The organism is Shewanella canadensis (assembly GCF_003966225.1).
Classification (GTDB): Bacteria; Pseudomonadota; Gammaproteobacteria; order Enterobacterales; family Shewanellaceae; genus Shewanella; species Shewanella canadensis.
Window position 1 is genome coordinate 110,341 of sequence record NZ_RXNU01000005.1, and the last position, 21,032, is coordinate 131,372.

Sequence of the window (21,032 nt, forward strand, 5' to 3'; positions counted from 1 at the left end):
TGTAGACGCCTGTTTTTAAAGCGATAAACTTGACTGCGGTTGGGTGTAGACTCTTACTGTGGAGTTGATCACTAAATGCTGAGTAGCGTGATATAGGTTATCTTTTAGGGCTGAAATGTAAATTTAATCACAGAGATTAGTATTGGAATAAGATAGCGAGCTTATCGCCTGACAAAGTTAAGTTAGAGGTCAAGGCTTTTAGAGGTGCTCTATGTAAAACGTCTATTTCTTTAAGGTTGTAAAAAGTTTATAGATAAAATTAGGTTTAGGAGAGATAGCAAATTTGTGTGTTTTAATTACAGTGCTTACGCACAGGAAAATGAATGAAGGTTTAGAGATTAGTCAAATGTTTAAAGCTGAAACTTTGCGTTGTGATATGGCTAGCTAATTATTTCCCCCTGGGAATATTAACTTTGCAGTAAAATCGTAAATGATAAATCGATTAATTAGCAGTGGATGCTGCTTATATTTATCAACGAAGTAGACCTCGTTGTAAAATGGGGTGTTTACTCTATAAAGATAATGTAAGTAGACCTTTTAACGTCATTTGGTTTTGATTTTATGTCTGACGGATAGAGTTAAATTGTTAATGACATTGTGGTAGGGATTAAACATGCTCTGACCATGTTTAATCTGAAACTTGAAGTTTTATTACTGCTTAAACGAGAGAGGGAGTAATTAAGCTAAGCTACCTAGTTAAGGTAGAGTAGAGACAATTAAGTTAAAACTCACCCAAGAGAAACAAGGCAAGAAGAGAATAAATAGCATGCTTGCCATAAACATCAACAAACTTACCACCAGCAGGAAGGGGAGTCAGAGGTTGGATCTGGTACCACACTGATAATCGGTTTTAATGTGGCCAAACTATCTATCTGCCAGTATCTTTTTGGGTTTAATGCTAAGTTGACCACGACTAAACTTTGATCTTTCAATTAGCAATCGTTTAAACTAAGCCGTATCTATCAAGATACGGCCGTACAAGCTGCAAACTCACAGAGTTTAACCTCTTAGGTTTAGCTGTGGATTTATTAACTAAACTTGCCGATACAAGATTAATAACAATACGAGATTAAATGCAAACTTCAAAAATTGATCCAATGACACTGGATTACCTGTTCAAGTTAAGAAGAGCACAATCACTGAACACATTAGAGACGATGACCGAGGCGCTAGAGAGAGATAATCCCTTAGCCAGCGCTCAAGAGTCGATCGCTCAGGCATGGGTACTGCGCGAAAAAGAGATTAAATCGGGTGTATTAACCAGCATCGCTTAACAAGTAAAGTTTGCTTAAGCAGGTTCGTTCAAGGAAAGAGTGAATGAAGACAGCCCATTTCGAAGCGCTGCATGAAAAGTTAATCAAAATGTATTAGACATAATCAGCCAGTTGGGCCATCAACTGGCTAGCGGAAGCGGTTGTGTTAAATCAACTTCCAGACCTGAAGTTCCGGATTGTCGTAACCTTTCTCTAATTTTTCGTCCAGCTGTCCAAGCAGTTGGTTAATTTTCGAAATTGACGGCGAGTCATTATAATCAGCGATACATTTCTGTTTTATTTCAATAGTTCGAAAGCGGCCTTGTTGGAATAGGTCTTTTTTCTCGTAACTCCCATCCTCCTTGTATTGGTATTCACTCACAAACTCAATAATTTCCAAAAGTTCATCAAGTAATAGTTCCATTTTCACTCCTTATCGTTCAAAACCACTGACAATTGTGGTTACACAGGGGAAGCCTCAAATTTACAACATCGTCTCTTCTAAAAGTGTAGTTCACCATCGAGTATGAGCCGTATTAACATCAAACATCAAAGCTGGGGCTCGACAATCACAAACCGAGGCGTGCCAGCTATAGGTGCATACCAATCACTGCCATCGACATAGAAGGTCACGCCATTCACTGTCACTGTGGTGGTGTTTGCTGGCAACAGATCGACTATGGACCCTGTTATTGATTCGGAGGTCAGTTCCATAGAGGCTTCGTTTACACTTGTTTGTACCGTTACCGGAGGCTGCTGAATATAAATATATTGGTCACCATTTCGCTTGTAGTACGCATTATCGACGATGGCATAGCTAATGCCTGAAATAACAATGAAGCTTGCAGAGGCGGGTAGATGCTTATGATGGTATGAACGGTGTTTAGGTGCTTTATGAACCGGGCGATGACCAGGCTTAACGACAACTTTCTTCACGTGTACGCTTGCTTTGTAAGGGGAAGCTTTGGCGGGAACCACGTGGTTTGGATGAGCCATTACAGAGCCTGTGGCTCCGGTTAATGTGAGCAATAAAATCGCATTTCGTATGGTGGTTAATGTAGACATAAGCACTCCGGCGTAGTTGATAGTTACAGCGTATCAAATACACGTTCAAGCAGTGTCGCCCTAATGTAAAGGCGTGTAAAAACGAGACTACTGTTTATGCTTAGGAAAACAGCTCTCCAAATAAAGGGCTCAAGTATGGTGCGCCCCCGAGTTCACAATAAACAGTAATGGGGTAGTGGTTATTCTATTTCAGGCGTCTTCTTCGTGCATGTAGTCCTCGATTAGGGTCATCTGCTCATCGGCTACTTCATTGTAATTGGCCAGCCGATACTTGCCATCAGACATTACTTCCAGAAATAGACTTTCTCCTTTATGGAGTTTGAGCTGGTCGAGTACATCGTGTGGCAGCTCAATTCCCAACCCCGTACCAACGGATCGTATCTTAAGTTCAGTCATTATCGTTATTCACTTATGTCATCCAGCATTCAGAGTTATGCCCGGCCTGTAAGAACAAAGCATATGAATTAAAATTATAGTAGAACTAGGTTCGATCAAGTGATTACCATGGTTATGACCCGTATATGGAACCATGACTCTTCCTAATCCTCGGGCTGTGTCCTAATATGAAGATAATAGGAACCGCCCAGAAGGGGGAGGTGACTCTTGGTTAGCCCCTGGAACGGTAGACGCAATATGCCGCTGATGAAAAAATCAATCTCCTTTGTTTTGATCAGGGGGTTATTCAGAGAGCAGAGACATTGGGGAGAGTTCCCGGCTCTACTGTCTAAGGCATTCTCCGATTCCGATGTTATCTGTGTCGATATTCCAGGATCTGGTCGGCGAAATATGGAATTGTCTCCCGTCTCAATTGAGTCGATGGTAGATAAAATCAGAGAAGATCTCGATGCCAGAGCTCCGGTCAACATTATCGCCATCTCTATGGGAGGCATGATTGGACTTCGCTGGGCTGCAATGTACCCGGATGAGATTAATAGCGTTATCTGTATAAATACCAGTGCCAAAAATTATTCCGGTTTCCATCATAGGTTAAGTCCGGAAAATTATTTTAAAATCATCAAGGCTGTATTCTCGAATGTGGAGCGGCGAGAGAAGGCTATCTATAGCTTGGTTTCAAACCGGAGAGAAAACACAAAAGTAATCGATGATTGGGTTAGTTATGCAGAAGAGAACCCAATCAGTAAAATTAATTTTTTCAGACAGTTATTGGCAGCGTTTAGGTTTGACATCACAAGACCAGTGAGTTGTCGACTGCTGTTTATATCATCCCTCAATGATAATCTTGTTAGCCATAATGCTACTAAGGCAATAGCGGAGAGATGGCATGAACCATTGCTTGTGAATACGGTTGCCGGTCATGATATACCACTGGATGATCCTCAATGGTTATGTGACAAGGTAGAAAGCTTCCTAACCTTATCTTCTTGTTAGAAATAACGCTCAAATTTTTTAGACTGTTTGGTTCCTAAGCAACTTATCGGCAAATTATCTACTACAATTAACTATGAAAAGCGTTTCTTAGAGCGTGATAGGGTTGTTAAGTTTAGGATATCATGACTCTAAGTTCAGCAACCGTGTTAGTTTCTGGGCTTACAGCGCGGTCAACGAGGGACGTAGCAAAACCCTGAAATAGCTAGCCCCCGACGCGCTTTTCACTCATTTTCTTAAGGCCTGCTTATTAGCAGGCCTTTTTATTGCGGTTCTGGACAATCATTCAAATTTTTTGCTGCAGACGGCATTGTTAATGGTTAAGAACTGAGTACATAAAAAATCAAGTTCAGATTGTAAAGCGTTAGCTGGCATGTTTAACAATTTGCTTTGTAACCAACAAGAATTAACCATGAGCTTAAGAACATATTCCAAACTAAAGAACATTTCGTTTTTCAAGAAATGTAGGCTTGATTATGGAGTTACTACTCCTTCAGTTTTTTTCGGTACTAAAGTTATTCTTAGATCAGAAAATGCTGATATCACATATTGATTAAGTTCGGAGGAGATCATGAAATTTTCCTTGAGGCTAATGTTGATACTTCATCTCTTTTGGTTTCTGTGCTTGTTTACTTTGGTTACGGCTCTGGCCGCCGATACGGTTCCGACGGATATAAAACAACCGGGTACCCAGCAAGGGGAAATTGGTAACTTAGAATCCCCGAACAAGTGTGATAATTGTCACGGTGGCTATAACAGCTCTGTAGAACCAGCACACAATTGGCGAAGTAGTATGATGGCTCATGCCGGGCGAGATCCTATTTTTTGGGCGACTGTGGCAATAGCCGAACAGGACTTCGATGGTTCCGGCGATCTGTGTATACGCTGCCATAGCACAAGTGGCTGGCTCGGCGGACGCTCTACACCAACTGATGGTTCGGGTCTGGCTGCGCGTGACTCTGATGGCGTAGATTGTGACTACTGCCATAAACTCACTAACTCCGATAATTCAGAGCATCAAGGAACAATGAACGTTCCTTTTATTGCAAATGAAGCCGAGCCAAATTTTGATTCAGTATTTGATTGGGATGAACCTTTTACAGGGGTTGAGGGTTACCTCGGTTCCGGAATGTCATCCATGTTTGGGGGGAGTGATAAATTAGGTCCATATAACAATGCAGAGGCACGCCACCAGTTCCTTAAATCAAATTTCCATCGTGATCGAGACTTCTGTGGCACTTGCCATGATGTTTCTAATCCGGTCGTTGGCAACTTAGCACACAACCATGGCATTCAGCCTACTGCAGACCCCATCATCGCAAATGGCATACTTGGGGGAGCTGTGGATGGTAAGGCTGCTTTCAATAACCCGCCCTATAAATATGGCATTGTCGAGCGAACCTTCAGCGAATACAAAGCGGGTCAGATCTCCGAAACGTTGGTTGCTGATTATCCAACTCTACCGGATGACTTGCAGGGTGGGGCACTTGAGGCCATTTATAAAGCCGCCACGCTGAATGGAACCACTGACGGTAATTACCAAAATCCGGCCGCCCCACGATACTTTAGCTGCCAGTCCTGTCACATGCGCCCGGTTACCGGCAAGGGCGCCAATAAGCGAGGAGTGCCGTTGAGGACTGATCTGCCACTTCATGACCTGACTGGAGGCAATTACTGGATGCCCGAGGTCATAGCGTACCTTGATGGCAAAGGTAAACTCAGGCTTGGTGGTGACATGTCTCAAGACAATACCGACGCCATGCTGGATGGTGTTCTACGTGCCAAAGAACAGCTAGAGTTGGCGGCGACTGTGACTATTATGGGAGATCCCGGCAGCGTGAAAGTCGTCAACCACACAGGTCATAAGCTGATCTCAGGCTATCCGGAAGGTCGCCGGATGTGGCTTAACATCAAATGGTATGATGGAACAGGAAGCCTGATCCGTGAAGATGGAGAGTATGGTGATCTTAGTATTAATTTAAAAGGACAAACTTTAACTGTTAGAAGTTTGCTCGATCTCGAAGCAACTAACACCAAGATCTACGAGGCGCACATGGGTATGACGAAAGAGTGGGCCATGCAGCTGATCAATTTAGGTTATCCAGCCAACCTTCCTCTTAGCTATGATCGTATGTCAGGCAATATTAACTGTGAATTGGGGAATCTTGCGCAAATTGACGCCAATGGTAACTCATTAGCACCTTGTACTGATAATCCTGAACACCACGATACCTTCCATTTCGTACTGAACAATACAGTAGTTAAGGACAATCGTATTCCACCCTTTGGAATGAGTTATGAGCTGGCACGGATACGAAATACGTTGCCTATGCCTGTAGAACAGTATGGTGGTAATCCAGGGGGGATTTATGATTATTTTGATGAGGTTCCCCTGAATGTACCAACCGGTGCCCAATCTGCCAAAGTTAACCTGATGTACCAGCCAACCAGCTGGGAATACATACAGTTTCTCTATCTTGCTAATAACGGTACAGATCCCAACACGGGTGGCAATGAATTTTTAGGCGAGGAGGGTCTCAACATACTAGATGCCTGGCAAAATACCTCTATGGCTGAACCTTATGTTATGGCATCAACAATTTGGGGTACACCACCGGGTGAATGCAATGCGACAACCCCAAACTTCCTTACCGCCAATCCAGCTGAAAAACAGGTTGAATTGAATTGGCAGGAGGTAACCAGTGAATCAGAAATCAGCGGCTACAAACTCTACTACGATCAAGCTGGTAAGGCCCAGTTGATCGAAGAGCTGTCATGCACGCCGGATTCAATATTGGAATGCACCAGCTATACCGACACGGACCTGACTAACGGTCAACAATACTGCTATAAGGTTACCTCATATAACAATGTCTGCGAGTCAGATTTTAGTAATATCCTCTGCGCAATTCCGGTCCAGCCGGGTCAGGAGAGTTTAGCTGGAGTCGCTGAGCCTATACAAACTGGTAAGTGGGTTAAGGAAGGAAAAGGAAAGCACCAGACTATAACGTTTGTAGTTACCAATGAATTCAATCAGGGTGAAGATGTAGTGTTACAAGTTACAGTTACGGATGAAAGTGATTTGCCTATATCGGGTGCGACGGTTACGTTCATGATTGACGGTGCTGAATCGAGAGAACTTGCCAGTGTTGTGAGTGATGAAAACGGTATAGCACAAGCCTCATGGAGTACTGATGCGCCAAATAAAAAAGGAGTGGGCGGCACAGCTGTTGGAGAATATGTCGTATTCATTAATGGTGTGACGGCAAGCGGGTATGTCTGGGACCAGAACCAGACAAGCAAAACATTCTTGATTGTTCAGTAGCAATATTTTTACGGTAAAGCACAAGGAATGTGATGCTGACTAAGAAATCTTTATCTGATAAAGATTTCTTAGTTGCTGAGTATTGAGGAGCAACATGATGTAACAGTGATCCGATAGATGGTGTTGCACATACCATATTTAACATAATATACATTGTACGCACTTATGTGTGCGAGTATATTAACGGGGGTAACCCAGCTTATATGTTCAAATCTTAAGTTGAAACTCTGCCTCTTTGGTGTTTGATTCATTGAAAACCGAGTATCACTAGATTTTAAAGACGTTGCTACCTGTTATGTAAATTCCGAACTCTCATGACTATCCTATGCCTTTGACTCTTTACTATTCACTAAAACTATTCATCGCGTTCTTGGCAATTGAGTTCCTTGCCGGGCACTGGTCCCGATCTCTTTGATGCTTCCTCCAATAAAATAGCACTGTCAGGTTTCTTGTTTATAAGCAGCGCTGAATTCGGCTATATCCATGGATGGATTAAATCTGGCACTAATCGCGAATCGTATGCGCTGCTTGTTTGTGGTGAAGGACTCTATTGGCTATTTATCAACTAGCATTTTATCAGCGAACATTTGCTCACGAACTTCTACGTATGAACTATTGTCCGTGGGCTTTTATCCAGGAACTTGGTGTGCAAAGAATTATAGACGTGCGCTACGTGAAATCTGACGATGTACTACCCAGGTAAATTAAAAGTATGCACGTAGCAACGCGTTGAATTTGTGTGCTTAATGCCATTTCAGCCGTGGTTACTCAGACCTGTATGATTTCCTGATTAAAAGATTCTTACCAGATAGCCTAACCATATCAGCTCAGTCCGGCGCTGATATGGTTAGGCCCAATTATGTGAGAATTAACTATGTCAGACATTGCTGTTTCGGGATTGTGTGTCAGGCTTTTGAGTGCTGTAGCTATTGGTGCCGTCGATGTGGATTGACTGGAACTAAGCTGCTTAGATCTGGTGTGGATATCGCTAAGTCTTTAAAACTGACGCTTCAAATCTAAGATTTTTAATCTATGGCTACTAATCTAAGGCTCAATTCATACCAAGGCTAGGAATTCAAAGAATGAAATTGTCATCGACCCGATAATCTTCATCGTTCTATATGGTCTCGATGAGATCAGGTTATGAGAGCAATGGCTACGACATTTGTATTGGACTTAAAGATACTGTCGTTAATAGAGTGCCGTATCGAGCCTTGTTCATTAGGAATTTGAGTCAATTTATAACAGGACTGAGCCTGGTAGCTGGATATGTGCATGAGATTCCGATTTTATCTCAATTGCCGATAATGACACTTATCGGCATTAACTCATTACTCATAGTTAGGTAAATTTGGATTTCGATGATCGGCTTCTTACTCGCAAATGTTTACCTGCTTGACCGGAACTATTCGATTCCCTGCAGATGATCCAGTACTTTATTTTGTGCGCTCTGATGACGCTCTATTTGTGAGGTATGCAGATATTGTGATGTGGTATCAATACTCTCGTGTCCCGCATCGGCCTGTACATGAGATAACGGTCTGCCGTTAATATTGATGTCATGGGTGATCCCCGTATGACGAATATTATGGGCGGTTAATCCCCTCATCTGCTTTGCATCTTCGTAAAATCCGTCATTTTCGGCACTTTTCGCCGCATGTTCGATGATCTTTTCGATCTCTTCTCTTAGTTGACGGATCCCTAAGTTAGCATTAATAGCGCCAACATCCCTGCCTCGCCCCGCCGCTCTATGTCGAATAAAAAGCGGATGATTATCCCCTTGGGTTGGATAATCAGACAGTTTAAGATGCCTTCTGTACTCTACTAATCCTTCGAGTAGAGCCTTCGAAATAGCGACGCTACGTCGTTTCCCCCCTTTACTTAAGGGAATAAAGAAACTCCAGATCCCAGTTTGTTTATCTTGCTTAAATTGTCCCATGACCGGTGAGTAGCCTGCTCTGGCCCCCACTTCGGAAATACGCAGATAACAAAAATAGATAAGCTTAATAAGAAACAGGCTACGTTGGTGCAGTTCCGGTTCCTCCTTAGCCAACTGTTCAACTGACGCGATAACGTAAGACCATTGTAATTCGGTGAATGATAGCATGCTGCCCTCCTCCATTTTGACCCGATATTTCTTCTTCGAGGAGAACCTACTGTGGTTCATCCAGGCTTGCGCCGGGTTGCGATCGCAGTAGTCCTCGCTCATTAAATAGCTGTAGAAGGAGGAGAGAATGGCAATTTTTGTCTTTAACGCGTTCTCGCTCAAGCTATAAGGCTGCTCTTTACCCAGTGCTTTCTTACCCACAAACGGACGCCAGGCATGATTAGGCACTCTCTCCCCGGATGCTTTATCGAGTTTGAATTGAGCGACATTAAAGTAGCCGATTAAGGTTTCGGGTGGATGCTGACAATAGTCGATATATCGTGCTACCTCCCTGCGAGTTAATGAAGCTGGGGTTTGTCCGGCGACATCGAAGCACCAGTGAAAGAAAGTGGTGAGTTCGCTTCTGTAAGCCTTATAACTATTCTCATTATGCTTCTGCTCATAGAGTAACTCTGCAGCATGTTCATAAACGAGTCCCGCATCGGGAACGGTATCTATGCTGATCTGGGTAATGTACTGATTGACAATGCTGTTGCCCTCCTCAATATTGCTTGCTGATTCAAAAAGTGGAAAAACGGGAGGCATCTGCATGGTAATTGCTCTTTATATGTGGAGGGATGACCGAGATCCGGAAATTTTCGTCGTTTAAGGTAACTTTATGATTTTAGCAGTATTAAATAGAGTTTGTAATCTATGTCTGTCTCGGAATTGAGCTGTTGAACTTAAATGCAAAATTGACGTAATGATTATAATTTATGTCACTAACGGTATGACTAAGTCGTTCAAATGATGCCGATAAACTTCATCTCTTTACTTGTTATTTGGCCAACTTGTTCAATACTTGTAGTTGTGTGCAAATTTAATGAATCGGCGCATGACTTAGAGCAGTTTTTAATGCAGTCATGAGAACAATGGATACGTTTACTGCAGCACCATAGGCACATCTGCCAAACGGTTTGTTTAGATTCCAGGTCAAGACAACGGAAGTCAGCGGCACACAAGGCGCCTGATTGGATAAGCTCTGTTAACTTCTTCGAAGAGATAGACATATTGACGTTCGAGTTTTTCATTGTTGGTCCCTATATAAAGTAGTACAGAGTAAATGATACCCTCAAATGAGAATGGTTATCAATAGCGATTTAGGTAAAACTATACGATAATTAATAGGTAAAGGTGTTTAGCTGTTTTTTGTCTGACTATTTTCCAGCATCCTGAACATTGTTCTACACTCAATGGATAGGGATACATTTTTTCACTTTTTGAGGTTGTCTAATGCTGATCGATATAGCAAAGAAAAGCCCCCTTTTTTCAGGTAAAAAAAAGACGCCGGAAGAGAGCTCTGGTCCGGCGTGGAAGATCCTTGTTGTCGATGATGAACCCGATGTCCACACAGTAACCAAATTAGCCCTATCCAGATTTAAACTCGATAAGCGTTCACTTGAGTTCATTAATGCCTATAGCGGTGAAGAAGCAAAACAGATACTGAGTAAAGAGACTAATGTGGCAATGGCCTTTGTCGATGTGGTTATGGAAAGTGACCACGCAGGGCTTGAGTTGGTGAAATGGATCAGAGAGGATCTTAAAAATAGCTCCATCAGGTTGATACTCAGAACGGGTCAACCGGGTCAAGCGCCCGAAGAGGATGTCATCGTCAATTATGACATCAATGACTATAAGGCAAAGGCCGAACTCGACTCCAGAAAGTTAGTTACCAGTGTCTACTCCGCTCTTCGCTCCTACCGGGATATCATGTTGATTCAGGAGGCCAGGGAAAACCAAATTAAGCACAGAAAAGGATTGGAAAGAGTCGTCCAGGCCACATCGGGTCTGTTCGAATTACGGACGTTATTTAATTTCGCAGATGGCCTACTGACTCAGGTCGCTAATCTGTTAAACCTCGACAGCGAAACCTTATTGCTGACCTGCAATGCCATCGATGCCATGAGTGAACAGGTTAATACCGATGAGTTACACATTCTTGCGGGTACAGGACAGTTCTCGAGTCATCATGAAAAACCGCTACCCGATAACATCAGAAAGTTATTGCAATCAGCCCTGAAACAGAAGCGTTGTTTGTATGAAGAGGATTGTTTTATAGGGTATTTTCCCGCCAAGAGTGGCTGGATTAACCTGCTCTACATGGACGGAATTAGTAAGATTGATGATCTGGATAAGAAGTTGATAGATATCTTCGCCATCAATGTCGGCGTCGCATTTGAAAACTTACTATTAAATAAAGAGTTGGAAGATACTCAATCCGAACTGATTTTACGTTTAGGCGATGTAGTAGAGAGTCGTTCAAAAGAGGCGGCTAACCATGTTAAGCGCATGGCCGAATACTGTTATAAGCTGGCGCTTATTGCGGGACTTAAAGAGCATGAGGCAGATTTGATCAAGCACGCCTCCCCTATGCATGATATCGGAAAAATTGCCACGCCTGACGCAGTGCTCTTAAAACCGGGTAAGTTGAACGAAGAGGAGTGGAATGTGATGAAGCAGCATCCTGCTGTTGGTCATCAAATTCTGGCTAACTCTGAGCGTCCAATTTTGAAGGCGGCAAGTATCATCGCACTTCAGCATCATGAAAAGTACGATGGTTCGGGTTATCCAACGGGCTTGAGGGCTGATGAGATCCATGTCTTTGCCCGAATCGTTGCCATTGCCGATGTGTTTGACGCCCTATCCCACGCAAGGTGTTATAAACCTGAATGGCCTTTAGATGAAGTGCTAAAGACAATGGAAGAAGGTTCTGGTTCACATTTTGACCCGGAATTGTTACGACACTTTATCGATAATATTGAAGTGTTTACCAAAGTTAAAGAGGAACTGAGTGACGAAAATCTACAGGGCTAGACAGAATCGGTATTTAATAGGCGTTTCATTCCCATTAAATACCAGTGCCTTTTATTCTTTTGGCAAATACCCTGGATTGATAAAAAGAGCTAAAGCTCGTTATCTTCATTATCGGCAAGAAAGTCAAACATGACGGCATGCTGAGTACCTTCCTTAGTGAAAGTAACAAAGGCTCTCCACACCATGTAATTACTGCTACAAGAACCGTATATCAGTTGACCGTTATATAGCTTTTCATCAACTTTAGTTAAATTAACCGGAATAACCCCCATAAACATATCTCTTCCCTCAACCCTCATAGTGAGGTCATTTACGGGTTCAGAGCCGATAAGCTCTAGAGTTAACGGCTTTTCACTGGGGGTATTGTAGGGGCTGACTAATAGGTCAAATGTAATGCCTGCAACAGACTGAGTACATTTACCTACACTAAAGTCACAAAGCGAGCTGTCTTTGGTTGTTTTTGATACATCTTCGGGGGATTCCTGAGAGCAAGATGAACAAAATAATGCCCATATTAGAAGAAGATAAAGCGAAAACAGCTTAGTAAATTTTACCCGTAGCACAAATTTTAACCTTTAGATGAAAAGTGTTTACATTCTATTGCGTAGGTTGATCTAGATCAACTTTTACCCCTCCACAATTCCTATCTTTTTTGACATAGCTCAAGTATCATTGCTTTACCTTGCAAATATGACAAATATTGCAGGGCTACACGTTGACACATCCCCAAATGTTCCGTAGGGAACGCGGCTTTGTGTCTATTTAACGGGTAAAGAATCATTTTTACTCAAATAATAAGTATAAGTAATAAGCAGTGGAAGCAATATGATGAACCATTCCCAGCCACAAGGCGCTGATTACAATTACACCGTTGTCCGCCAGTTTGCCCTCACAACAGTTATGTGGGGAATTATTGGTATGTCAGTGGGTGTATTGATCGCGGCTCAGTTGATCTGGCCACAACTAAACTTCGATACTCCATGGCTTACATACAGTCGTCTTAGACCTCTGCATACTAATGCCGTGATTTTCGCGTTTGGTACTTCAGCACTTTTCGCAACATCCTACTATATCGTTCAACGCACATGTCAAACCCGACTTTTTGCACCCAAATTGGCTGCATTTACATTCTGGGGTTGGCAAGCCATCATTCTTTCAGCAGTAGTTACTCTGCCTCTGGGTATCACCAGTGGTAAAGAATATGCTGAACTTGAATGGCCTATCGACATCGCGATCACCCTTGTGTGGGTCACGTATGCGATAGTTTTCTTCGGTACTATTGTTAAACGAACGACTTCCCATATTTATGTGGCGAACTGGTTCTTCGGTGCCTTTATTATCACTGTCGCTGTATTGCACATAGTTAACTCTATGGCTGTACCCGTCAGCTTATGGAAGTCTTACTCTCTATATGCCGGTGCGGTCGATGCAATGGTTCAGTGGTGGTACGGTCACAATGCCGTAGGCTTCCTGCTTACCGCCGGCTTCTTAGGTATGATGTATTACTTTGTACCTAAACAAGCGGGTCGTCCGGTTTACTCATACCGTCTGTCTATCGTTCACTTCTGGGCACTGATTGCTCTGTATATCTGGGCTGGTCCTCACCACCTACACTATACTGCGCTACCGGATTGGACTCAGTCGTTGGGTATGGTGATGTCACTTATCTTATTCGCTCCTTCTTGGGGTGGTATGATTAACGGTATCATGACGCTATCAGGTGCTTGGCATAAACTAAGAACCGATCCTGTATTACGTTTCCTTGTTGTTTCATTGTCTTTCTACGGTATGTCTACCTTCGAAGGCCCAATGATGGCAATCAAGACCGTAAATGCCCTATCTCACTATACTGACTGGACCGTTGGTCACGTTCACTCTGGTGCGCTAGGTTGGGTTGCGATGGTTTCTATTGGTTCGCTTTATCACCTAATCCCAGTGCTTTACGGACACGGTCGTATGTATAGCTCTAACCTGGTTAATGTTCATTTCTGGTTAGCGACTATCGGTACCGTTCTATATATCGTATCTATGTGGATCTCTGGTGTGATGCAAGGTCTGATGTGGCGTGCAGTTAACTCTGACGGAACTCTGACTTATAGCTTCGTTGAAAGTATTGAAGCTTCATACCCATTCTACTTTGTTCGATTCCTTGGTGGCTGTTTCTTCGTAACCGGTATGCTTCTGATGGCATATAACGTGTTTAAGACAGTAAAAGCGCCTAAAGAATCTTTGCCTGCATTAGCAGAAGCATAAGGGGTAGAAACGATGAAATTTAATCATGAGTTAGTCGAGAAAAACATCGGTTTGATGGGTATTCTCACTGTTATCGCCATCAGTATTGGTGGTTTAGTGCAGATCACTCCCCTGTTGTTTCAAAAAGACACTACCGAGCCTGTTGATGGATTAATTCCTTACACAGCGCTCCAGACTGAAGGTCGTGACATCTATGTCCGTGAAGGTTGTTATAACTGTCACAGCCAGATGATCCGCCCACTGCGTGCAGAGACTGAGCGTTATGGTCACTACTCTGTCGCTGGTGAGTCTGTATGGGATCATCCATTCCAGTGGGGTTCTAAGCGTACCGGTCCTGATTTGGCACGTGTAGGCGGTAGATACAGCGATAAATGGCATGAAGTTCACTTGATTGACCCACGCGCCGTGGTACCTCAATCAAATATGCCAGGCTTCCCTTGGTTGGCAGAGAACAAGCTTGACGGCAAGTTAACTGGCCAGAAGATGGATATCCTTCGTAACCTTCATAAAGGTGGAAATAAAGGCCAAGACCTTTATACCGATGAAGAGATTGCGGGTGCACAAAAAGCTGTCGAAGGTAAAACTGAGATGCAAGCACTTATCGCCTATCTGCAGTCCCTTGGACATGCACTGAAATAACTAGGAGGCAACTATATGGATTACGGAACAATACAAGGCATTATTACCATTGTCGTGATGTTAACCTTTGTCGGTATATTTGCATGGGCTTACAGCTCTCGTCGTAAGGATCAATTTGACGAAGCGGCTAACCTTGTTTTTTCAGATGATGAACTAAACAAGGGTTCAGGAGAACATAAGTGATGAGTAGCTTCTGGAGTATATGGATTACCGTACTCACTATCGTGGTAATCGTTGGATGTTTTGTCCTTTTAAGAATTGTCTCTAAAAACAACACTGGTGTTGAAGAAGGCAAGTCGATGGGACATAGCTTTGACGGCATCGAAGAGCTTAACAACCCGCTACCTAAGTGGTGGAGTTATCTGTTCTACGTCACTATCGTTTTTGGTGTTATTTACTTAGCGCTTTATCCGGGTCTTGGAAACTTCAAAGGTTTCTTAGGTTGGTCGAGCGCTAACCAAAGCATCGGAACCGAGAATGGCATTGCAGCCGATTCTAAAGCAGCAGTTGAGCTTGCGGTTAAAGAAGGTCGTTGGGTTCAGTATGACCAGGAAGTTAAGCGTGCCGATGAGAAATTTGGCCCTATCTTCAAGGCTTATGCCGAAACGCCTCTCGATGAGTTGGTTAAGAACGAAGAGGCCCTTAAAGTGGGTGGTCGTCTGTTCTTACACAACTGTTCGCAGTGTCATGGTAGTGATGCCCGTGGTAGTAAAGGCTTCCCTAACCTGACTGACGGTGATTGGTTATATGGTGGTGAGTTAGCCACTATTAAAACCTCTATCATGAATGGTCGTCATGGGATGATGCCACCTAAAGGTGGTCTTCCAATCGAAGACAGTGAAATCAAAGGTTTGGCTGAGTATGTTACTAAGCTTGCCGGTCGAGATCACGATGAAGCCCTAGCCGCTCAAGGTCAAGGCTCATTCATGAAGGGCTGTTTCGCTTGTCATGGTATGGATGCGACGGGTAATAAGATGATGGGTGCGCCTAATCTTACCAACAACATCTGGTTGTATGGCGGTAGCCGTGGTTCTATCGAACAGTCAATTAAGAATGGCCGTAGTGGTGTCATGCCAGCTTGGAAAGATGTGTTAGGTGAAGAGAAAGTTCACGTTATCACAGCTTATGTTTATAGCTTGTCAAACAAGTAGTTACATCTAAGCAACATAGAGGCCTCGATCTTATCGAGGCCTTTTTTTTAGGGTGCTAAATCACATTTTTAGCGGTAAAATAATCGCAATTATTATAATAGGTATGACAGATGAACAAACAACAAGCCTGGTATAAGCAGTTCTGGCCTTGGTTTTTAATTATTTTGCCCCTTTGTGCGGTTTTGGCTAGCTTCAACTTACTCTATCTTGCGATAGATAATAAAGATTCTCTGGTTTCTGAAGATTACTATAAAGATGGTAAAGCCATTAATATGGATCTTAAGAAAATCAAACAGGCTAAACAGCTTGGAATGCAATTTGAATTACTGGTTGATGACAATGAAGTCACTATCACTCAGCATGGCGGTGAGTCTTACCTTGCAGCACTGAGTGTTGAATTTTTTCACCCCACCATAGAAAAGCGTGATTTCGGGCAAATTGTTACGGCTGACGGCGATAAAGCCTACCGTATCGAACTTGCTACCCCGATTGCGGGTGCGTGGGAAGTGAGACTGGAAGGGTTTGACCGTACTTGGCGAATTCAAAAACGACTTGAGATCAAAGATGACTCTCAATACTGGTTGAACTAAGTCGATAATAAAAGCGTTAAAGCTAGTTCAAAACAGGCTAGAGCAATCATCTAAGAAACTGCGTTATCCGTTTCTGTTGTGTATGACCTGTTTTGACTTCCTTTTTGACTAAAGCGGTTAAAACAGGTTAAACGACATCATCTATGAAGTACCCTGAATGTTATCATTGCGGTGAGCCCGTATTAACAGGCTCTCAGTTCACGACCCATATTAATAATAGTGACCGTTTGATGTGCTGCCCTGGCTGTCAGGCCGTTTCTGCCGCAATTATAGAGGCTGGGCTCAGTAATTATTATAAATACAGAACCGAGCCCGGAAGTAAACAGACGGCACTGGTCCCCGAAGAATTAACCGCCTATTCAGCATTCGATCTGCCAGAGGTCCAGCAAGATTTTGTCCACAGTGAAAGCGATATCTCAAGGGTATCGCTCTCTATCGATGGCATTACTTGTGCTGCGTGTGCCTGGCTTATTGAACACAAACTCAAGTATGTTCCAGGTATCAGTAGTATCCAGGTGAATACGACGACGGAACGCGCCTTAGTCACTTGGTTGCCAACGCAGATAAAACTCAGTGAAATACTCAGTCAAATTAGCCTTATCGGTTATCAGGCGGCCCCTTATCAGGTCGATGAACAAGAGATCCAGAGTAAACAGAACAGTCGAAAATTTCTATTGAGGCTGGGTTTAGCTGGCTTTGCCACCATGCAGGTGATGATGTTCGCCCTCGCCCTCTATGCCGGCTATTTTACCGAACTCGAAGTTGAGTTTCGTGACTACTTTCGTTGGGTGAGTATGATATTTGCCGCCCCGGTGGTGTTCTATTCGGCTCAACCCTTCTATTTTAGCGCCATCCGTTCCATGTTCAGTGGACGGCTCAATATGGATGTCTCGGTATCGATAGCCATCTTAGGCGCTTATATCGCCAGCTGTATTGCCACGGTTAATGCTACCGGCGAGGTGTATTTTGAGTCGGTCAGTATGTTTACCTTTTTCTTGCTACTCGGTCGTTACTTCGAGCAAAATGCCCGGCAAAAAGCCTCTGTAAGCTCCAGTAATTTACATAAACTGGTGCCGCTTACGGCTCATCTGATATCAAATGACATCTGTGAAGAGGTTCCCGCGAAAGGATTGAAGGTGGGAGACATTATACTGGTTAAACCCGGGGAGGTTGTCGCCGCCGACGGCACCATTATCGAAGGCCGCTCCAGCTTCAATGAGGCCATGCTCACAGGTGAACAGACCCCGGTACAGAAATCTGACACCAGTGAGGTTTATGCGGGCACCATTAATGTTGAGCAGCCGATTAAACTTAAGATCACCGCAATTGGTCAAGATCAACTCGTGGCAGAGATCATTCGTCTGCAGGAGTCGGCTTCAAATAACAAACCTAAAGTCGCCCTGTACGTCGACACTATCTCAAATTATTTTACCTGGGCAATTCTATCTATCGCATTATTGACCTACATTGTCTGGAAAATATATTGGCCTGAAGATGCTTTCTGGGTCACCTTGGCCGTGTTAGTTGCCACCTGCCCTTGTGCTTTGGCGCTTGCTACGCCGACCGCTGTGACGTGTGCTACGGGGATCTTTACCCGAATCGGTATCATTGCCCGCAAACCTGGCGTATTTGAAAAACTCACGAAAATAAACCATGTCGTATTCGATAAAACGGGTACCCTCACCTGTGGCACACTCACGATCATAGATATCGAACTTTATGGTCAACTCGATAAGGTACAAGTGCTCGAAGTCGCAGCAGCGCTTGAAGCGAGCTCTCTACACCCGATAGCCAAGGCTTTCGAGCCATACAAGAATGCACAACTCACAGTGAGCCGGATACAAAGTTTTGTCGGTTTGGGCCTAAGTGGTCAGATTAATAACATCGATTACCGGATCGGTAGTGCCGAGTTTATCGCAGTTCAAGGTGATCATTCACAAGCCGTGTATCTGGCTCAGGGGGATGAACTCCTCGCAAGGTTCAAGTTAGTCGACGAGATCAGAACCGACGCCAAGCAAACGGTACAGATGCTTACAGAGCAAGGCTGTAAAGTGTCTGTGGCCAGTGGTGACGGTTCGATACATGTCGATGAGGTTGCTGGCAGAATTGGCATTACCGATGTTTATAAAGGATTAAAGCCCCAAGACAAGCTGAGTCTGATTCAAAAGCTTCAAAAAAATGCCTCTATTGCCATGTTTGGCGATGGGATCAATGATGCCCCCGTTCTTGCGGGAGCCAACTTATCTGTTGCTATGGGAAGTGGCTCTGCAATCACTAAGAATAGTGCCGATCTCATCTTACTTGGCGATCATCTGTCACGTTTTAACGATGCGGTAACGGTTGCAAGGTTAACTGATAAGATCATTAAGCAGAATTTGTACTGGGCTCTGGGTTATAACCTGTTTATAATCCCGTTGGCCGTTACAGGCCATGTTGCACCTTATATTGCTGCCTTAGGTATGTCTGCAAGTTCACTTATCGTGGTCGGTAATAGTCTGAGATTATTAAGGGTTCGTTTATGAGTATCATCTATGTGTTGATCCCGATAGCCATGTTATTTGTGCTTATCGCGATTGGGATCTTTTTTTGGGCTGTAAAATCTGAACAGTTTGATGATCTTGACAGGCAGAGTGTATCCATCCTATTTGACGAAGATGAAAAACCGACGCCAAAAGCTAACGATAATGAGTCAACGCCCTCTTGATTGATTACAGCGTAACCGGCGCCTTCTTAGTAGGGCTGATGGGCGCTGGCCACTGCATAGGAATGTGTGGTGGTTTAATTGGTGCTTTTTCATCTCAACTTCCCCGCTCCGCTAAACAAAATCAGTTGGTACAACAACTGCGTTTTCTGTTTACCTATAATTTGGGCCGGATATTAAGTTATGCCTTCGCCGGTGCACTTGTAGGAGGTTCAGCAAGCGCGTTAGGCATGCTGTTTGATATGGACTTGTATCTCATCACTTTAAGGCTGATAGCCGGTCTGATGATGATTGCGACGGGTCTATACATTGCGCAAATCTGGTCTGGTATCGTACAGATCGAACGTGCAGGTAAATTTGTATGGCGGTTTTTATCTCCCATTGCAAGCCGAATGGTTCCCGTTAAAACACTACCACAGGCATTCATCGGCGGTATGTTATGGGGATGGCTTCCTTGTGGGTTAGTTTACAGTACATTAACTTGGGCCGTGGCGGCAAACTCTGCATCTCAGGGCGCCATGATAATGGCTTCCTTCGGACTTGGCACCCTTCCAGCCCTACTCAGTGCAGGGGTGGCGGCCAATGTATTCGGCCGTTGGGTTCAAAATAGAATGGTAAGATTGATCAGCGGCTCGATCTTGGTCATATTTGGTTTACAAACTTTGTACATTGCAATTGCTCAGCTGAGCTAGCTCAGCTTATTAAATTAGTTTACCATATGCGTAATAGAGAAATTTGAGAGACACTATGACAGACAACAATAAAAGTCGTCGTTCGACCGTTCCCGGATGCGCCATTCATTGTCATGATTGCAGTATGGGAACCTTGTGTATTCCTTTTACACTCAATACCAATGAACTCGATCGTCTCGATGAGATTATCGAAAGAAAAAAGCCTATCCAAAAAGGTGAGCAGATATTCAAGTCTGGTGACCCTTTAAAATCTCTTTATGCCATTCGCTCAGGTACCATAAAAAGTTTTACTATTACAGAGCAAGGTGACGAGCAGATCACGGGTTTCCATTTAGCTGGTGATGTGATTGGTTTCGATGGTATCCACGCTCAAGAACACCAAAGTTTTGCCCAAGCCCTTGAGACCTCAATGGTTTGTGAAATTCCTTATACGACTCTAGATGATCTTAGTGGCACAATGCCAAAGTTGAGACAACAGATCATGCGTTTAATGAGTAATGAGATCCAAAGCGATCAGGAGATGATTCTTCTGCTCAGTAAAAAGAATGCTGAAGAGAGGCTTGCCGCATTTATCAGTAATCTGGCTACCCGTTTTGGCAATCGTGGTTTTTCTCCAAAAGAGTTCAGACTAACCATGACTCGCGGTGACATAGGTAACTATCTGGGGCTTACGGTTGAAACGATTAGCCGCCTGCTTGGCCGCTTCCAAAAAGCCAATTTGATCGAAGTTAAGGGTAAGTACATTACTATCGTTAACTTTGAAGCGCTCAATACCCTTGCTGGTAATACTTCTATAGCAAGATAAAGTACAAGTATCAGTATCAGGAGACATAGCTTTTTTTCATGAAAATTAGCTATGTCTCTATAAGTTTCCTACCTTTTCTAAATTAACGGCTACATCCATCAAAATCTGGGCGAGATTAGTCCACGCCGCCTGTTAACTATTTGCTTAAATTCTCCTCTATTCTGTTCTACTTCGTGTAAATTAATGTATAGTTAAATACATGACTCAAATAG

At 43.5% G+C, this 21,032-nt stretch carries 19 protein-coding genes; 13 read left to right on the forward strand and 6 right to left on the reverse strand.

Annotated elements, in window-relative coordinates:
* Positions 1–1,073 precede the first annotated feature (1,073 nt).
* Positions 1,074–1,274, forward strand: coding sequence for a hypothetical protein (locus EKG38_RS11110; protein WP_126520333.1), 201 nt, complete (start codon positions 1,074–1,076; stop codon positions 1,272–1,274).
* Positions 1,275–1,419: 145 nt separating this feature from the next.
* On the opposite strand, the gene EKG38_RS11115 is transcribed toward EKG38_RS11110, so the two are convergent.
* The 3 genes from EKG38_RS11115 to EKG38_RS11125 form a co-directional block, all read right to left on the reverse strand.
* A complete protein-coding gene (locus EKG38_RS11115) occupies positions 1,420–1,677 on the reverse strand; it encodes a hypothetical protein (protein ID WP_126520334.1) in 258 nt (85 codons plus the stop codon).
* A gap of 125 nt (positions 1,678–1,802) precedes the next feature.
* Positions 1,803–2,318, reverse strand: coding sequence for a hypothetical protein (locus EKG38_RS11120; RefSeq protein WP_126520335.1), 516 nt, complete (start codon positions 2,316–2,318; stop codon positions 1,803–1,805).
* Positions 2,319–2,507: 189 nt separating this feature from the next.
* On the reverse strand, positions 2,508–2,714 hold the full coding sequence (locus EKG38_RS11125; RefSeq protein ID WP_126520336.1) for an AbrB/MazE/SpoVT family DNA-binding domain-containing protein: 207 nt from the start codon (positions 2,712–2,714) through the stop codon (positions 2,508–2,510).
* Positions 2,715–2,921: 207 nt separating this feature from the next.
* Here EKG38_RS11125 and EKG38_RS11130 point away from each other — a divergent pair, with 207 nt between their 5' ends.
* Both EKG38_RS11130 and EKG38_RS11135 read left to right on the forward strand, forming a co-directional pair.
* Positions 2,922–3,707, forward strand: a complete 786-nt coding sequence (locus tag EKG38_RS11130) for an alpha/beta fold hydrolase (protein ID WP_246033142.1) — start codon at positions 2,922–2,924, stop codon at positions 3,705–3,707.
* 622 nt (positions 3,708–4,329) lie between these two features.
* Entirely contained in the window at positions 4,330–7,029 is a 2,700-nt protein-coding gene (locus EKG38_RS11135; protein WP_126520337.1) for a fibronectin type III domain-containing protein, read from the forward strand.
* Between the two features lie 1,405 nt (positions 7,030–8,434).
* Here the strand turns inward: EKG38_RS11135 and EKG38_RS11140 are convergent.
* Positions 8,435–9,727, reverse strand: coding sequence for a tyrosine-type recombinase/integrase (locus EKG38_RS11140; RefSeq protein WP_126520338.1), 1,293 nt, complete (start codon positions 9,725–9,727; stop codon positions 8,435–8,437).
* Between the two features lie 191 nt (positions 9,728–9,918).
* Complete coding sequence (locus tag EKG38_RS11145) at positions 9,919–10,206, reverse strand: hypothetical protein (RefSeq protein ID WP_126520339.1); 288 nt, start codon at positions 10,204–10,206, stop codon at positions 9,919–9,921.
* Positions 10,207–10,408: 202 nt separating this feature from the next.
* Between EKG38_RS11145 and EKG38_RS11150 the strand changes: the two genes are divergently transcribed.
* Positions 10,409–11,989 (forward strand): DUF3369 domain-containing protein, encoded by a 1,581-nt coding sequence (locus EKG38_RS11150; protein WP_126520340.1) that lies wholly within the window; start codon positions 10,409–10,411, stop codon positions 11,987–11,989.
* Between the two features lie 89 nt (positions 11,990–12,078).
* Here the strand turns inward: EKG38_RS11150 and EKG38_RS11155 are convergent, their stop codons facing one another.
* Positions 12,079–12,552, reverse strand: coding sequence for a hypothetical protein (locus EKG38_RS11155; protein ID WP_246033143.1), 474 nt, complete (start codon positions 12,550–12,552; stop codon positions 12,079–12,081).
* Between the two features lie 262 nt (positions 12,553–12,814).
* Between EKG38_RS11155 and ccoN the strand changes: the two genes are divergently transcribed.
* From ccoN to etrA, 9 genes are all read left to right on the forward strand, one after another.
* Positions 12,815–14,242, forward strand: coding sequence for a cytochrome-c oxidase, cbb3-type subunit I (gene ccoN / locus EKG38_RS11160; RefSeq protein ID WP_126520341.1), 1,428 nt, complete (start codon positions 12,815–12,817; stop codon positions 14,240–14,242).
* A gap of 12 nt (positions 14,243–14,254) precedes the next feature.
* On the forward strand, positions 14,255–14,881 hold the full coding sequence (gene ccoO / locus EKG38_RS11165; protein WP_012142556.1) for a cytochrome-c oxidase, cbb3-type subunit II: 627 nt from the start codon (positions 14,255–14,257) through the stop codon (positions 14,879–14,881).
* Positions 14,882–14,896: 15 nt separating this feature from the next.
* Entirely contained in the window at positions 14,897–15,064 is a 168-nt protein-coding gene (locus EKG38_RS11170) for a cbb3-type cytochrome oxidase subunit 3 (protein WP_012142557.1), read from the forward strand.
* Entirely contained in the window at positions 15,064–16,032 is a 969-nt protein-coding gene (gene ccoP / locus EKG38_RS11175; protein WP_126520342.1) for a cytochrome-c oxidase, cbb3-type subunit III, read from the forward strand. The genes EKG38_RS11170 and ccoP overlap by 1 nt, the downstream gene beginning before the upstream one ends.
* A 110-nt stretch (positions 16,033–16,142) precedes the next feature.
* Entirely contained in the window at positions 16,143–16,622 is a 480-nt protein-coding gene (locus tag EKG38_RS11180; protein ID WP_126520343.1) for a FixH family protein, read from the forward strand.
* A gap of 143 nt (positions 16,623–16,765) precedes the next feature.
* Positions 16,766–19,144 (forward strand): heavy metal translocating P-type ATPase, encoded by a 2,379-nt coding sequence (locus tag EKG38_RS11185; protein ID WP_126520344.1) that lies wholly within the window; start codon positions 16,766–16,768, stop codon positions 19,142–19,144.
* The gene (gene ccoS, locus EKG38_RS11190; RefSeq protein ID WP_012142561.1) at positions 19,141–19,326 is read left to right on the forward strand and encodes a cbb3-type cytochrome oxidase assembly protein CcoS; all 186 of its coding nucleotides are present in this window, start codon (positions 19,141–19,143) and stop codon (positions 19,324–19,326) included. The genes EKG38_RS11185 and ccoS overlap by 4 nt, the downstream gene beginning before the upstream one ends.
* Positions 19,323–20,015: a sulfite exporter TauE/SafE family protein gene (locus EKG38_RS11195; RefSeq protein WP_126520345.1), complete on the forward strand. Its 693-nt coding sequence runs from the start codon at positions 19,323–19,325 to the stop codon at positions 20,013–20,015. The genes ccoS and EKG38_RS11195 overlap by 4 nt, the downstream gene beginning before the upstream one ends.
* Before the next feature lie 55 nt (positions 20,016–20,070).
* The gene (gene etrA, locus EKG38_RS11200) at positions 20,071–20,820 is read left to right on the forward strand and encodes an electron transport transcriptional regulator EtrA (protein ID WP_126520346.1); all 750 of its coding nucleotides are present in this window, start codon (positions 20,071–20,073) and stop codon (positions 20,818–20,820) included.
* Positions 20,821–21,032 lie beyond the last annotated feature (212 nt).